This window comes from Pseudomonas sp. WS 5021, from assembly GCF_012985535.1.
Classification (GTDB): domain Bacteria; phylum Pseudomonadota; class Gammaproteobacteria; order Pseudomonadales; family Pseudomonadaceae; genus Aquipseudomonas.
This window is the reverse complement of the sequence record NZ_JAAQWP010000011.1, coordinates 102,557-116,824: the sequence shown is the minus strand read 5'-3', so window position 1 is coordinate 116,824 and position 14,268 is coordinate 102,557. Positions and strand designations below refer to the sequence as shown.

At 60.0% G+C, this 14,268-nt stretch carries 18 protein-coding genes; 9 read left to right on the top strand and 9 right to left on the bottom strand.

Annotated features, from left to right (window positions below; all coding sequences use genetic code 11):
* The first annotated feature begins 1 nt into the window (after position 1).
* Genes HBO19_RS26160 through sctU form a run of 9 tightly spaced genes read left to right on the top strand, consistent with a single transcriptional unit; the run spans position 2 to position 6,962 of the window.
* A complete protein-coding gene (locus HBO19_RS26160; protein WP_170043046.1) occupies positions 2–907 on the top strand; it encodes an FHA domain-containing protein in 906 nt (301 codons plus the stop codon).
* Positions 904–2,262 (top strand): FliI/YscN family ATPase, encoded by a 1,359-nt coding sequence (locus HBO19_RS26155; RefSeq protein ID WP_170058593.1) that lies wholly within the window; start codon positions 904–906, stop codon positions 2,260–2,262. Before HBO19_RS26160 ends, HBO19_RS26155 begins: the two co-directional genes overlap by 4 nt.
* Complete coding sequence (locus HBO19_RS26150) at positions 2,249–2,674, top strand: YscO family type III secretion system apparatus protein (protein ID WP_170058592.1); 426 nt, start codon at positions 2,249–2,251, stop codon at positions 2,672–2,674. The genes HBO19_RS26155 and HBO19_RS26150 overlap by 14 nt, the downstream gene beginning before the upstream one ends.
* Positions 2,671–3,129 (top strand): type III secretion system HrpP C-terminal domain-containing protein, encoded by a 459-nt coding sequence (locus tag HBO19_RS26145; RefSeq protein WP_170058591.1) that lies wholly within the window; start codon positions 2,671–2,673, stop codon positions 3,127–3,129. Before HBO19_RS26150 ends, HBO19_RS26145 begins: the two co-directional genes overlap by 4 nt.
* Positions 3,126–4,148 (top strand): FliM/FliN family flagellar motor switch protein, encoded by a 1,023-nt coding sequence (locus HBO19_RS26140; RefSeq protein WP_169954840.1) that lies wholly within the window; start codon positions 3,126–3,128, stop codon positions 4,146–4,148. Before HBO19_RS26145 ends, HBO19_RS26140 begins: the two co-directional genes overlap by 4 nt.
* Positions 4,145–4,798 carry a type III secretion system export apparatus subunit SctR gene (gene sctR, locus HBO19_RS26135; protein ID WP_170058590.1) on the top strand — a complete coding sequence of 218 codons (654 nt, stop codon included), beginning with the start codon at positions 4,145–4,147 and terminating at the stop codon, positions 4,796–4,798. Before HBO19_RS26140 ends, sctR begins: the two co-directional genes overlap by 4 nt.
* Before the next feature lie 7 nt (positions 4,799–4,805).
* On the top strand, positions 4,806–5,069 hold the full coding sequence (sctS, locus tag HBO19_RS26130) for a type III secretion system export apparatus subunit SctS (protein WP_169954842.1): 264 nt from the start codon (positions 4,806–4,808) through the stop codon (positions 5,067–5,069).
* 10 nt (positions 5,070–5,079) lie between these two features.
* Positions 5,080–5,868, top strand: a complete 789-nt coding sequence (gene sctT, locus HBO19_RS26125; RefSeq protein WP_170058589.1) for a type III secretion system export apparatus subunit SctT — start codon at positions 5,080–5,082, stop codon at positions 5,866–5,868.
* Positions 5,865–6,962, top strand: a complete 1,098-nt coding sequence (gene sctU, locus HBO19_RS26120) for a type III secretion system export apparatus subunit SctU (RefSeq protein ID WP_169954844.1) — start codon at positions 5,865–5,867, stop codon at positions 6,960–6,962. Before sctT ends, sctU begins: the two co-directional genes overlap by 4 nt.
* On the opposite strand, the gene HBO19_RS26115 is transcribed toward sctU, so the two are convergent.
* From HBO19_RS26115 to HBO19_RS26075, 9 genes are all read right to left on the bottom strand, one after another.
* Positions 6,959–7,321 (bottom strand): transcriptional regulator, encoded by a 363-nt coding sequence (locus tag HBO19_RS26115; RefSeq protein WP_170058588.1) that lies wholly within the window; start codon positions 7,319–7,321, stop codon positions 6,959–6,961. The two genes, sctU and HBO19_RS26115, sit on opposite strands and share 4 nt — an antisense overlap.
* A 5-nt stretch (positions 7,322–7,326) precedes the next feature.
* On the bottom strand, positions 7,327–7,530 hold the full coding sequence (gene hrpT, locus HBO19_RS26110; RefSeq protein WP_169954846.1) for an HrpT family type III secretion system protein: 204 nt from the start codon (positions 7,528–7,530) through the stop codon (positions 7,327–7,329).
* Entirely contained in the window at positions 7,527–9,668 is a 2,142-nt protein-coding gene (sctC, locus tag HBO19_RS26105) for a type III secretion system outer membrane ring subunit SctC (RefSeq protein ID WP_170058587.1), read from the bottom strand. The genes hrpT and sctC overlap by 4 nt, the downstream gene beginning before the upstream one ends.
* A gap of 408 nt (positions 9,669–10,076) precedes the next feature.
* A complete protein-coding gene (locus tag HBO19_RS26100; RefSeq protein ID WP_169954848.1) occupies positions 10,077–10,295 on the bottom strand; it encodes a hypothetical protein in 219 nt (72 codons plus the stop codon).
* A gap of 94 nt (positions 10,296–10,389) precedes the next feature.
* Positions 10,390–10,980 carry a type III secretion system stator protein SctL gene (gene sctL, locus HBO19_RS26095; RefSeq protein WP_170058586.1) on the bottom strand — a complete coding sequence of 197 codons (591 nt, stop codon included), beginning with the start codon at positions 10,978–10,980 and terminating at the stop codon, positions 10,390–10,392.
* A gap of 555 nt (positions 10,981–11,535) precedes the next feature.
* The gene (gene sctJ / locus HBO19_RS26090; RefSeq protein WP_170058585.1) at positions 11,536–12,330 is read right to left on the bottom strand and encodes a type III secretion inner membrane ring lipoprotein SctJ; all 795 of its coding nucleotides are present in this window, start codon (positions 12,328–12,330) and stop codon (positions 11,536–11,538) included.
* 6 nt (positions 12,331–12,336) lie between these two features.
* Positions 12,337–12,495, bottom strand: a complete 159-nt coding sequence (locus HBO19_RS26085) for a type III secretion system rspB (protein WP_169954851.1) — start codon at positions 12,493–12,495, stop codon at positions 12,337–12,339.
* 310 nt (positions 12,496–12,805) lie between these two features.
* Positions 12,806–13,150: a hypothetical protein gene (locus HBO19_RS26080; protein WP_169954852.1), complete on the bottom strand. Its 345-nt coding sequence runs from the start codon at positions 13,148–13,150 to the stop codon at positions 12,806–12,808.
* Positions 13,151–13,196: 46 nt separating this feature from the next.
* The gene (locus tag HBO19_RS26075; protein WP_170058584.1) at positions 13,197–14,120 is read right to left on the bottom strand and encodes a sigma 54-interacting transcriptional regulator; all 924 of its coding nucleotides are present in this window, start codon (positions 14,118–14,120) and stop codon (positions 13,197–13,199) included.
* Between the last annotated feature and the right edge of the window lie 148 nt (positions 14,121–14,268).

Here is a 14,268-nt window from a genome sequence, read left to right as displayed (position 1 = left end):
GATGTTTGAGCTACGAGTGCTGGATGGTTCGCGCCAGGGGGCGGCGTTGCCGCTGTTTGGCGGGCAATGGAGTATTGGTGCCCATCCGGAGGCTGACCTTTCGCTATATGACGAGGGGATTGCCGAGCGCCATGTGGTGCTGCGCTATATCGAGCAGTGCTGGTCGGTACAGGCCCAGGAGGGACTGGTGCGCGCCAATGACGGTCGGCTCCTGGCACAGATTGCCGACCTGGCACTGGATGTGCCGTTTTCGATTGGCAATATTCGACTGTGTGTGACCCTGGCTGATCAGCCGTGGCCGCAAGCTCCGGCTGCCGCGCCTGTTCCGTCACCCGCCAGGTCGGTCAAGGAGGCGGCTGCGGGGCTGACGTTGTCGTCGATCTCCGGGTCGCAGCAAAAGCGGTTGATCAGCCTGGCGGTGGTGGTCGCGGCCATCATCATGGCGGTGGGTCTGGCCACAACGGGAGAGCACGAGGCCCAGGCATCGTTGATGCCGGTACAGAACCAGAAAAGCGCGCTGGACTCACCCTACGAAGTCCGTCAGCAACTGCTGAAAATGCTCGTCGAGCGGGAGTTGAGCCAGCGCGTCAGCCTACAGGTGGTGAATGGCCAGGTGGCGCTCGACGGTGATGTTTCCCAGGAGGATGTGGGGGTGGTATCACGCATGCTCAGTCGTTTTGGCGAGCAGTTCGAGACGCCTGTACCGGTGATCAGCCGGGTCAAGGAGCGCAGCTCGGTGTTCCCGTTCAAGATTCTGCAGATCGTCGGCGGGCCCAATGGCCATGTGGTCCTGGATGAAGGCAGCCGCCTGTTTGTCGGGGATGAAGTAGATGGCTTGCGCCTGGTGCTGATCGACAACAGCAAGGTGGTGTTCGACGGCGTACAGCGCTATGAGGTGCGCTGGTGAGTGCCGAATTGCAGGCACGCCTGGCCGCCTGGCAGCAGGACCGATCACAGGCACTGGCCAATTTCGCACCGGTCTCGGTGCGTGGGCGGATCCAGCGGGTCAATGGCATGTTGCTGCAATGCCGCTTGCCTCATGCGCGTATCGGCGATTTGTGCCAGGTGGAAAAGGCCACGGGCGACTACATGCTGGCCGAGATCATTGGCTTCGATCAGCAGGATGCGGTGCTCAGCGCCTTGGGCAATCTTGAAGGCGTGCGGGTGGGCGCCAGTGTCGAGCAGTTGGGCGTCTCACATCGGGTGCGTGTCAGTGATCAGCTGTTGGGCCAGGTACTGGACGGCTTTGGGCGCCCGATCACGGGGCAGGGCGCCAGTGCATTTGTCGAGGCGCAGGCCGAAGACACCAGCCTGGTGTTGTGCGAGGCGCCGTTGCCCACCGAGCGGCCGCGGATTCATCGGGCGTTGTCCACCGGGGTCCGTTCGATCGATGGCCTGCTGACCCTGGGCGAAGGCCAGCGCGTCGGCCTGTTTGCGGGCGCCGGTTGTGGCAAGACCACCTTGCTCGCGGAGATCGCGCGCAACGTTGACTGTGATGTGATTGTGTTTGGCCTGATTGGCGAGCGTGGCCGCGAGCTGCGCGAGTTCCTCGATCACGAACTCGATGACCAGCTGCGGGCCAAGGCGGTGTTGGTGTGTGCGACGTCCGACCGCTCGAGCGTGGAGCGTGCCCGGGCCGCCTTCACCGCCACTGCATTGGCTGAAGGTTATCGACGCAAGGGCAAGCGGGTGCTGTTGCTGATCGACTCCCTGACCCGTTTTGCCCGGGCCCAACGTGAAATCGGCCTGGCTGCCGGTGAGCCGCTGGGGCGTGGCGGCCTGCCGCCGTCGGTGTACAGCTTGTTGCCGCGCCTGGTGGAGCGTGCCGGGCTGACCCGCGAGGGGGTGATCACGGCGATCTATACCGTGCTGATCGAGCAGGACTCCATGAGCGATCCGGTGGCCGATGAGGTGCGCTCGTTGCTCGATGGCCATATCGTCCTGTCGCGCAAATTGGCCGAGCGCGGCCACTATCCGGCGGTGGATGTGCTGGCCAGCCTGTCACGGATTTTGAGCAACGTCGCCGAGCCCGTGCATATCCAGGCCGGGACGGCACTGCGCCGCTTGTTGTCGGCGTACCAGCAGATCGAGTTGATGCTCAAGCTGGGGGAGTACCAGCCCGGCAACGATGCCCTGACTGACCTGGCCGTGGACAGTCGCCAGGCGGTGGATGGCTTCCTGCGCCAGGACTTGCGCGAACCGGCATCGATGTCGATGACCCTCGATCAATTGATGAGCCTGACGACCCATGTCCCTTTCTGAAATCGACACGTTGCGGCGCCTGCGCAGGCATCGGGCCGACCGTGCCGAGCGGGCGCTACGTGAGGCCAAGCGGCACCAGCAAGCCTTGCTGGCGCAAATCCAGCAGGCGCAAGACGCACTTGAGCAAACCCGCCTGGAGGAAATCCAGAAGTCCGCGCAGTTGTTGAATCAGCATCAAGGGCAGGTGCTCTCACTGCAGCAACTCAAGGCCTGGAGTACCCAGGAGCGCTCATTGGCTGCCGGAACCCAGCGCGAAGAAGGGCAGTTGCAGGCACTACAGGGCCGGCGCGAGGAACAGGTGGTTCACGTCGCCACTGCGCAAAAGCAGGTCACCCAATGCCTGCGCGAGGTTGAGAAGCTCCAGGAGTTGTCCGTTTTATTGACCGAGGAAGAGGTACAGGAAGAGCTATGACGCAAGTTCCAGCAAGCAAGCCTGAGCGACCGCGCCCCCGTGAGCCACGCGCGGAACAGGAGCCTGCGCTGTCGGGTGTGGTGCATTGGGAGCAAGGACTGTTGTTTGCCCAACTGCTGGGCGGTGATGCGGATGGTGCAGGTTACGGCACCTCGGCATCGGCAGCCGGAGTGTCAGCCGATGCCTTGATGATCGAGGCGATGACGGCGCAATTGACTCCCCGGATTCACGGGAGCGCGCAATGGCCTCTGCACGCGGTGCTTTACCTGCCGCGCCTGGGGCGGATCAACGCCAGCGTGCGCCGTGAACAGGGGGGCTGGAGCATCGAGCTGGCGGCAGAGCAGGAACTTGCCGCGCGCTGGCTGACCGGCGTGCGGCAGGGCTGCCAGGAGCGCCTGGCCGAGGTGCTGGGCCAGCCCGTCGATTTGCATCTGGTCAATGTGGGCGCGGCATGATCATGCCTGCTTTAGCGCTGCCGCAGGTCAAGAGCGCCACGGTTGCGGCACGCCTGCGACTGGGGCGAGGCCTGCGCATGCCGTTCCAGGTGACAGGCCAGCACGGAGAGCTGCTGCTCGAGCCTGGGCGTGCGCCCAGGAGTGCTGCCGCGCTGTACTTCGAAAGTGCCTGTGGGCTATTGGCCTTCAGCGAGCCAGGGCCAATGTTCAGCCTGCTGGGGGAGTGCCCGGTGACGCTGGCAGAGGCCGGCAATGATCCGGACTCCTGGTTCTGGGAGTTATTCCAGCATCACTTGAGCCCTCAAGTGCGAGCGCTGTTCGGTTACCTGCGGCTGCGCACGGCCCCTGGAAAACTGAACTTCGGTTGCCGGCTCACGGTGACGCTGGGGCCCTCCAGGGTGGTGGGGTATCTGTTGCTGGCCCCCGAGAGCTTGCTGGCGCTGTGTGAGACCGGGCGCTGGCAGCCGACAGCCTTGCCATTACCGCCCTCGTTTCAGTTGGCGATTGCCGTGACGCTGGGGCGCTTGCTACTGCCCGTGACGCAGGTGCGCAGCCTGCGTGCCGGCGACGTGCTGATGCTCGAACAAGCCTTTTTTGATGTGCGGGGCAATGGCCAGGTGCGCGCTGGCAAGCATCGCTTGCGCGGGTGCATTGACGATGAATCCGGGCCTGTGTGCCTGACACTTACATCTATCGAGGAAACGTCCGTGGACGAGGATCTTTCAGCACAACACTACTCGGAGTATGAAGACAATGATCTTGATGAACCGGTGGTGGATGTCTTTGGCCATGAGCCTTTCGACGAGTTGAGCATGGCCCTGAATGTACGCTGTGGCACCCTGAACCTGACCCTTGGCGAGCTGCGCAACCTGGCCCCCGGCGCGGTATTGAGTATCGCCGGCTACGCCCCCGGCATGGCTGGCCTGTACTACGGCGACCGGCCGATTGGCCAGGGCCAGTTGGTCGAGATGGATGGACGCCTGGGCTTGCAGTTGTCCCGTGTGATTTTCGCGCGATGACGCTGCAGGGGGTTGAACCCCTTATCCTGGCGCTGTTCATCGGGGCATTGGCCTTGATGCCGATGCTGTTGATCGTGTGCACGTCCTTTCTGAAAATCATCATTGTGCTGATGATCACCCGTAACGCCATCGGCGTGCAGCAAGTGCCCCCGAGCATGGCGCTCAACGGCATCGCGCTGGCGGCAACGTTGTTCATCATGGCGCCGGTGGGCTATGCGATCGCCCAGAACGTCAAGGACGCCCCGGTAGACCTGAGCAGTGTGCAACGGCTCCAGGAGACGGGGCTGGTGGCCATCGAGCCGCTGCGCCTGTTCATGACCCGCAACACCGACCCCGACATCCTGACCCACCTGGTGGAAAACACCGCCCGCATGTGGCCCCCGGAAATGGCGCAAAACGCCCACCGTGACGATCTCATGTTGCTGATCCCGGCCTATGTGATCTCGCAATTGCAGGCCGGGTTCGAGATCGGCTTCTTGATCTACATCCCGTTCATCGTCATCGACCTGATTGTCTCCAACCTGCTGCTGGCCCTGGGCATGCAGATGGTCTCGCCGATGACCATTTCCCTGCCCCTGAAATTGCTCCTGTTCGTGCTGGTTTCCGGGTGGTCGCGGCTGCTCGACAGCCTGTTCCTTTCTTATCTGTGAGTGATCTATGGAACCGATCGTGCTGTTCAAGCAGGGCATGCTGCTGGTGGTGGTGCTCTCGGCGCCGCCGCTGATCGTCGCGGTGATTGTCGGGGTGATGACGTCCCTGGTGCAGGCCCTGATGCAGGTGCAGGACCAGACCTTGCCCTTTGGGGTCAAGCTGGTTGCCGTCGGCATAACCCTGATATTGACCGGGCGCTGGATCGGCGTGGAGTTGATTCAACTGATCAATATGACCTTCGACATGATTGCCCGCTCGGCACTGAACTGAGGAACAGCCTTTGCTCCTTTATCTGGAATTTTTGCCCAGCCTGCTGATCAGCATGGCCCGCATCTACCCGTGCATGTTCCTGGTGCCGGCGTTTTGTTTCCAGCATGTGCGCGGCATGACCCGGCATACGATTGTGATGGTGCTGGCCTTGTTCCCCACGCCCGGCATCCATGCCGCGTTGATGGGCAAGGATTACTCGGCGCTGCTGCTTGCCGGGCTGGTGCTCAAGGAAGCGGCCCTGGGCCTGTTGCTGGGGGTGTTGCTGTTCATGCCGTTCTGGATGGTCGAGTCGGTCGGCGCGTTGCTCGATAACCAGCGAGGCGCCTTGGCGGGCGGGCAACTCAACCCCTCGCTGGGGCCGGATGCCACGCCGGTCGGGCATCTGTTCAAGCAGTTGGCGATTTTTCTGTTGATCACCACCCTCGGGCTGGGGGCGTTGACGCAGGTGATTTGGGACAGCTATCTGATCTGGCCACCCACGGCCTGGATGCCACTGCCCGCAGTCAATGGCTTCAGCGTGTTCCTGGGCCTGCTCGGCGATACCTTCGTGCACATGATGCTCTACGCCGCGCCGTTCATCGCGGTGCTGTTGCTGCTGGAATTCGGCTTTGCCCTGCTGGGGCTCTACAGCCCGCAGTTGCAGGTGTCGACCCTGGCCATGCCGGCCAAGAGCCTGGCAGGCCTGGCCTTTTTACTGCTGTACTTTCCCCTGTTGGAAGATTTGATCGCCGGGCGCATGGGCCTTTTGCTCGACCTCAAGCACTCCCTGGGCGTGATGATTGGGGGCGTGGGGTCATGAGTGACTCAGGCGAGAAAAAACACGCGGCGACCCCCAAGAAACTCAAGGACCAACGCAAGAAAGGCCAGGTCGCACAGAGCCAGGACGTGGCCAAGTTATTGGTGCTTACCGCGATCAGCGAGATCGCTCTGTTTACTGCCCAAACCAGCCTGCAGCGCTTCCAGCAGTTGATGGCGCTGCCGTTTTCGCGCATTGGCCAACCGTTTGTTCGCGCCCTGGAAGAGGTGTTGATGGACGGCCTGGTGGTGTTTTTTTCGTTCGGCCTGTTGATGTGTGGGGTAGCGATTGCCGTGAAGCTGATGAGCAGTTGGCTGCAGTTCGGTTTTTTGTTCGCTCCGGAGAGCTTGAAGCCGGACTTCAATCGCCTCAACCCGCTCAATCAGGTCAAGCAGATGTTTTCTGCCCAGTCAGTGATCAACCTGTTGATGGGGCTCGCCAAGGCATTGCTGCTCTCGTTGATTCTGTATGTGGTGATCACCCCGTCCTTGGGGGTGCTGATCAACCTCGCCACCAGCGACCTGCAAAGCTACATCGTGGCGCTGATTACCTTGTTCCGCCATTTGCTGCACGCCTGCCTCGGGCTGCTGCTGGTGCTCGCGCTGGTCGACCTGGCCATGCAGAAGTACTTCTTTGCCAAGCGCATGCGTATGACCCAGGTGGAGGTGGTCAAGGAGTACAAAGACATGGAGGGCGACCCTCACGTCAAGGGCCAGCGCCGCTCCCTGGCCTACCAACTCGCCCAGGAAGAACCCAAGGTCAAGCTGCCCAAGCTTGAAGAGTCCGACATGCTGGTGGTCAACCCGACGCACTATGCCGTGGCGCTGTACTACAGGCCTGGCAAGACGCCGCTGCCCATGTTGGTCGACAAGGGCACGGATGCCCAGGCCCGCAAACTGATTGGCCGGGCCAAGGCTGCTGATGTGCCGGTGATCCAGTGTGTGTGGTTGGCGCGCATGCTGTATGAACGCAAGCTGGGCGCGCCGATCCCGCGGGAGACCTTGCAGGCGGTGGCGTTGATCTATCGCACCTTGCGTGAGCTGGATGATGAGGCCAAGCGCCAGACCCTGGAGCTGCCGGAGTTGGCGCGCCGCTAGGGCGCGCGGTGTACATCCAGGGCCTCGAGCCTGGCCAGGGAGAGCAGGCGGCTGACGATGTCATCGGCCGAATGGCCTTTTGGCGACCACGCATGCCAGATCACCAGGCTGCCTTTGGCATCAAGATAGACAAAGCAGCCATCGAACCCGATCGCGTGGGCAAAGCGCCGCTTCAGCACCTGGTCCAACTGGCCAGGCTGCAACGCCTCAGGCGCAATCTGCAAGGCCAGGCCGGCTTGGCGCCCGGCATTCAGACGGCATAGGCCAATGCCCGGACACAGCGACTGGTAGGCGGCATTGCCGCTTACCAGGTTGCCCAGGAGTACCTGGCGACGCGCACCCTCGTCGGGCAATCCCATGCTTGTCATTGCTCCAGCGAGATCGTCTGGTAATCGGCCCTTTCGCCCGAAGGGCCGGGTTCGACCCGCATCTGCGGCGGCCACCAGACCACCAGCTTGCCGGCGCTCGATTGTGGCCGTGAACAGGAGTCACCTTTGCACGTTGGTGTACAACCGCCCATCAACAGAGCCAGTGCGAAGAGGGTGATGCCGGCGAGTGGTTGTTTCATGGCGCAGTCTTCCGTGTTGGGGTGAGCAGGGACGGGCGGGAGATACCGATGTGTTCATCCTTGACCACCGGGCGCATGGCGATGAACACCTCAGCCTCTTCGCCCGGCTTGAGCCAGGCCCGTGGCCAGACGCTGACGGCCAGGGTCTGGGCGTTGCTGCATTCGTTTTCATCGATGCGCACGTTGCGTTTGAACTGGTTGCGCATCACCACCACCGCCACGTTGAACTGCGGGCCGGCGTACCACTGGCTGCGTTCGGTATTGAGCGCCAGCAACTCGCGAGGGTTGCACAAGGTGTTCAGGCCCAGGGGCATGGGCGCGGCCTTGAACGCATCGGGTACCTGGCCGGTGACGAGGTGGGCGAGGGCGCTGGTGATCTCGCTGCGCTTGATCACCGGCGGGTGCCCGGCATAGCGCCTGGCCAGCGGCTTGAGGGCTGCTTGCAGTTCCACCTGGTCGTCCTGGGGCAAGTAGCGTGACGGGTCGGCCTGGTCGCCGATCACCCGTGGGGTCAGGATAAACAGGCGTTCACGCCGGTTGTTTTTGCGCTGGGTTGAAGAAAACAGCGCCTTGCCCAGCAAGGGAATATCCCCCAGTACCGGCACTTTGTTTTTCTGGTCGGCGCTTTCCGTGACATGGAACCCGCCGACCACCAGCGAGCGTTTTTCCGCCATCACCGCCTGGGTGCTGACCTTGCCCCGGCGCACATCGGGGCCGATGCGCTCAGGGTTGGACTCGTCGAAGTTGCCGTCCTCGATATCCACCGCCAGATAGACCTGGTGGCTGCCGCGCGAGGTGATGACCCGCGGCACCACCTGGAAACTGGTGCCCACGGTGATGGGCAAGATGGTTGCGTTTTCGACGCCGGCGGTCAGGTACTGGGTGCGATTGAAGTCAATCACCGCCGGCTGGTTTTCCAGGGTCAACACTGACGGGTTGGACACCATGGTCGCCAGTCCCTTGGCCTCCAGGGCCCGGATGTCGGCGTAGAAACGGTCACGGTTCTCGATCGATATTTGCGCGGAGGTGCCGGGCGCCATGTTCACACCGGCGCGAAAGCGACTGTTCTGAAAGCCCCAGTTGACCCCGAACTCGCGCAGTTGCGTGCGCTCGATATCAAGGATGATGGCGTCTATCTCCACCAGCTTGCGTGCCACATCGAGTTGAGCGATCAGTTCGCGGTACATTGTCTGGCGCTCTGGCAGGTCATAGATCAATACCGCGTTGTTACGCACATCGGCCTCGACACGGATCTTGCCTCGGGCAGGCGGTGCCCGGGATGTGAGCGCCATGCTTGGCCCCGTCTGCCCCAGGGACGCTTGCGAGCCGAGCATCTGGTCCAGCATCGGGTTGCCCAGGCGGGGCAGGATCGGGGTTATGGGCGAAGGCTGCGATGACGAGGTGGGGCGCGGGTTCATTGACGACAGTGCCGAGGCATCGCGAGGCTCCAATAACCCGCGCAACATGCTGGCAACCCCCGGGATGACCAGCTTTTCGCCACGGTAATCAATCGGGCGGTCCGCCGCGTTGGCGAACTTGAGCGGGAACGTCAGCACGCTCTGTTTTTCGTCGGGAGATTTACGCTGGCTGCTGAAGTTCTTGATCTGCTCGATATAGCGCTTGGGGCCTGAGACCAGCACCACGCCATCGTCGGGCAGTTCGCCCCAGCCAAAGCGGCTATCGAGCAGGCCAATATCGGTCAATGCCTGCTTCAAGTCAGCCACGGTCTCGGCGGACACCTCCAGGCGCGCGGACTCTTGCTGGTCCAGGGTGCTGATGTACAGCGTGTTGTTGTACATGTACCACTGGAAGCGGTGTTCTACCCCCAGCCTATCGAGCATCGACTGCGGGGTGTTGGCGCGTATCTTGCCATTGACGTTGCCCTCCAGCAGGCCGTCGATCTGCAATTGCGTGCCAAAGGTCTGGGCGAAATCCTCCAGTACATCGCGCACCGGCTTATGTTCGGCTTCATAGGCGTATGCGGTGTTTTTCCATTCGGCGGGGATAGCGGCGAGGGGGCTCTGCAAGGGCGCCAGCAACCAGGGCAGCACCAGCAGGCAGCACCAACGGCGGCTTTTTTGGGGGGATGCAGGCGAGACGGCGCGCAAGCAAGTGCGCTTGTGGTTTTTGTTATACATGGAGCGTTCCCTGATTAGTGCGGCAGCGATCGGAGTGACGTGGGCTGGAACCTTGGGGTTGGTTTTGTGAGGCGCGTAATCATTGCGCGCCAGGTATCGCGCTGGTTGAGCAGGGCTTCGAGACTGTCCAATAGATGCTTTTCGCCGGCGCTGTGCGGTAGACACTGGACGAGCCAGAGCACACCCGTTGCAGGCGCCTGGGCGAGCGCTCCCTGAAAGTGACTCAGGCTTGCATTGCCCAGGCGCATCCAGGTGTGGAGGTGTGATTTGTCAGGCCGGCTTGAGGTCAGTTGGACGCGCAGTAACAGGGTGTCAGAACCGCGGCTGAGGATTATTTCGTCGTCATCCTCAAACAGTATTAGTTCTTCAGTACGGCTGTTCAACCAGTTGCAAAGTAGCTCCTTCAATTTACTGCCCGCTGTCCAGGCCAGACTTGAGCAGCATATGCCTGGCTCTAATATGCTCGGTGTAAACGTATTCGGATTTGCGATTCTTCCTCAGCAGTTCGTAGAACAAAGCCATATCTTCCTCAGATCCAGAGTTGTCTTCCATCAAGTCGCGGACATCGTTTCTAGTGAGCTTCGCATCCTGTACAAGTCGTGCTCTATAACCTTCGTAGTAGTTCATGGCTTCGCTCCTTTTGTGTTTCCTCTCTGTGGTTTGTATTTCGAATTGGTTCCAGATGTAGCCATTTATTTTGGATACATATGCGTGTTTAAAATCAGCTGCCCAAGAACTTGTCGCTTTGTTCCTGGAAACTATCGCGCATGGCGGCCCAGCCGATACAGAAGTCTCCCTCTTCGGTCTGTAGCAGCAGTGTTTGAGGTTTGACCGTATCGTCAGCACGCAACGCCCAGAGCGTATTGTTGTGGCCGGCCAGGAAGTGCCTGGCGGCTTCCAGTTCCTGTGGATGGCATAGCAAAGCCGCCTTGACCAGCGGAACCTGGCTTGCCATCAATTGCTTGATCAGGGCCGCCATGCGTTGTGCTGGGGGCGTTTCTTCGAGCAGCAGATCAATAGCCTGGTTGGCGATAGACGAGGCATAGCGCTCAAGGTTGTCGTACATCGCCTGGCGCTCGACTTCCCAGCGTTTGAACTGCACATCGGCACGTTGCCAGATCTCAAGGCCGGCCTGTTCCAGGAGCTTTTCACGCTGCTTTTCTGCCAACTTCAGCAATTTCCTGGCCTGGGCCTTGGCGTGTTCCAACACAGTGTTGGCCTGGGCATAACCCGCCAGCGTTTCGCGGGGGATCAGGGTTTCGGGAGTGGCAGCGGCACCTTTGGGCAAGTCGATTTTATGTCGGCAAAACATCGTTTTCAGTCTCCATGGTCCTTGGCATAAGGCGCTTTACCGTCGCTGTTGATCGTTGCAATCCGCCAGACTACGGCGTGCCAAAGGGTATCGAGGCGACTGTACGAGTCGCCCAGCGAAAGGGCGTTTTTCTCCAGCTCCAAGACGCGCCTGCGAGAAAACCTCAATCTGATTCTCTGCCAGGTTGGCGGGCTGACCCAGGTTCGTAGTAATTGCAGAGGGTCGTCATCGGGCAACAACATATCTGCAGGCAACGCCTTGGAGAGTCGGTTGCACCACTGGAGGAGGCTTTCATTCAATAGGCTGGCGTGGCTCGGGCGACACGTGCTGTCGACCAATGCCAGCACCAGGTCCAGTTGGTCCGGCGAGGCGAGCGCCAATTGAAGCAGGGTGGGCTGGGGCGGAGGAGGTAGGCAGGGGGCGATGCCGTATATCTTGCCTACCCATGAATGCCGACTGCGATACAGCCCATTCAGCGCAGGGTGTTCATCAGCCGCTCTCCAATCTTCACGCGAATACATCCAGGGGGTTGCCCACCACTGGACCCAAGCCAGGTTACTCATCGGGCGCGTGGGCCGGGGCGTTAGGGGATGGCGGCGGTAGTACGCGCTGGCCTCGGATCCGCCAGAACGTTACAGCGATAATCAGCAGCACCAAAACGATCAGGGTGAATGTGACACTGGCCCGCCAAAATCCAATGTCGTCCCCGGGAACCAGGAATGGACCGAAATAGGCCAGGCGTTGCTGCTCCATGTAGGCCGTTGCCGGGACGAATACCACGGTCAATTTTTGCGGGTTTTCGGCAGTGTTGGTCATGCCAGGGATACTGCTGGCAACCAGCCGGCGCACACGGGCCTGGATGTTGTCGGGGTCGAGCCGGGGATCGTGTTTGATGAACACCGATGCGGAGGCGGGTTGCACCGGTTCACCCGGTGCGACTCGCTCGGGCAACACCACGTGTACCCGGGCGACGATGACTCCGTCGATGTTCGACAGCGTTGTTTCCAGCTCCTGGGACAAGGCATAGATATAGCGCGCCCGTTCCTCAAGCGGGGTCGAGATGACCCCTTCCTTGCGGAACGTCTCGCCCATGGTGGCGCGGGCGGCCTTGGGCAATCCCACTGCATCCAGGGTACGTACGGCGCGCCCGATGTCGGATGCGTTGACCATCACGACAACACCGTCTTTGGCGGGAACTTTGCTGGCGCGTATATGTTTGTCTGCCAACTCCGCGAGGACCTCGTTGGCTTCCTGCTCAGAGAGTTGACGGTGAAGTTCGACACGTTCACTACAGGCATTAAGCATAAATGAAAACGCTAGAACTAATACAATACGCAGGGTGCGAGTCATGTTTATCTACTGAAGATTGCAGATTTTATCCACGCATTGTGCGGTTTTACCGACACTCTTGACGAGTAAATGCGTGAGCAATAGCGTATCGGACAGTTGGTCCGGGTATTTGCGCGCTTCGTCAAACTTATCGTCGCCACTCAGGGCACGCAGACTTTTGGTCATGCGTTGGGTTACGGAGGATAGTTTGCCTGATGCCTCGGAAAGCATACTTTGTGGCGTCGTATAAGTTGTCGCCGAATTTGCCGGCATTGACGGTGCCATGATTGAGGCAAAAAAGTTCACGTCGGTACTAGAGACAGATGAGTCTTGTGCGCTTGCGGCGCCAGCAAGATTATTCTCTTCAAAAGAACTTACTCTTCCTATAAACATATGGCGCCTATTACGTAAGTACTCAGGAGGGGAGGTGTAGCGCAGACTTTAAGTGGCCTTCCCGCTGTCAAGCACCAGGAAGGCCAGAGGGCTGCCGGACTGATTACAAACGGAGTGCGTCAGCGGCTGTTTTTATACCTGCGGTATTTTGGTTCTCCGCAGTTTTCCAAGCGTTTTTCACACCATCTGCCCTCTTTTTTGCTTCTGCGGCTTCAAGGCCCGCGTCGGCCTGTTCTACACTCATACCACCAGCGCCGCTGCCGTAAGGGTTAGATCCGGAAGAGCCAATAGAACCGATACTCATATTTTTTACTCCGTACTTAACGTTGATCTCACTGGAATAGGGCGATCCTGAGAGGTGGTGTGTCACATCCAGTTTCGCTGTTCCATGATTTATGTGGCGCAGAAGATGTATGCGTTCCACGTGTTTCTGGAGGGTGTATTTCAAAAGGTGTAACTTTTTCAGAGCCGTGCGGGTGAGTTGTGCAAGGTACTCAGGTCAGTGATATTTCCAGTTGTTTCATCCGGTAATAAAGTGTGCGCTTGGCAACGCCTAGTTCGATGGCCACCACGTCGACGTTGTGGGCGTGGCGGTTCAGTGAGGCTTCAATCAGTGATTTTTCTATCTGCTGTAGCCGCTCCTTGAGAGGCATGTTCATGTCTGCGCGCGCTGCCTCGGGGACGCAAAGGGGGGCTAACCCCAGGACGAAACGCTTGGCCGTCGAACGCAGCTCGCGGACATTCCCCCGCCAGGGATGACACAGTAATTGTGTTAACAGGTGGCTGGGGGGGGCCGGCACAGGGCATTTGAAATACTCGGCCTCCTGCCGGATCATTTTCAGGAACAAAGGGATGATGCGATCTCGTTGCTCGCGCAGCGGCGGCAGGTTGATGTTGACCACGTTCAGGCGAAAGTACAGATCGCGCCTGAACGCTCCTTGCTCGACCATCTCATGCAAGGATTGCTGCGCGGAGGCGATCACGCGCATATCCACTGGAATAAAGCGGGTTGAGCCCAGGCGCTCAACCCCCCGCGACTCCAGCACCCGCAGCAATTTGGCCTGCAGGCTCAGCGGCATGCTGTCTATTTCGTCAAGATACAAGGTCCCCAGGTGCGCGGCCTCGACAGAACCTGCACGTGACTGCATGGCCCCTGTGTAGGCCCCGCTGTTGACACCGAACAGTTGGCTTTCGGCAAGGCTCTCCGGTATTGCCGCACAGTTGAGTGCGACGAAATTCCCCCGCCGCCCCGATAAGCAATGAACACGTTGCGCCAAGGTGTCCTTACCCGTCCCCGTTTCCCCCAGCAGCAGCATGTCAATGTTGAGCGGGGCGGTATTTATGATAGTTGTTTCGATGTCTGGGTATTCGTTGAATGGTGTATCTGTTTCAACTTCGTTCTGATAGGAGGCCGACATATTGCTATTGCTCCAATAGAGTTGTCGCTTCACTATTGTTTGAATTAGCGAATGATATTGACCAGTAGACCGCAAAATATCCAGGTTGTCATCGCGAAAGGATGTTGGAATGCGCCGCTGTTGTGCTTTAAGTGTTTAGGGCGTTGTT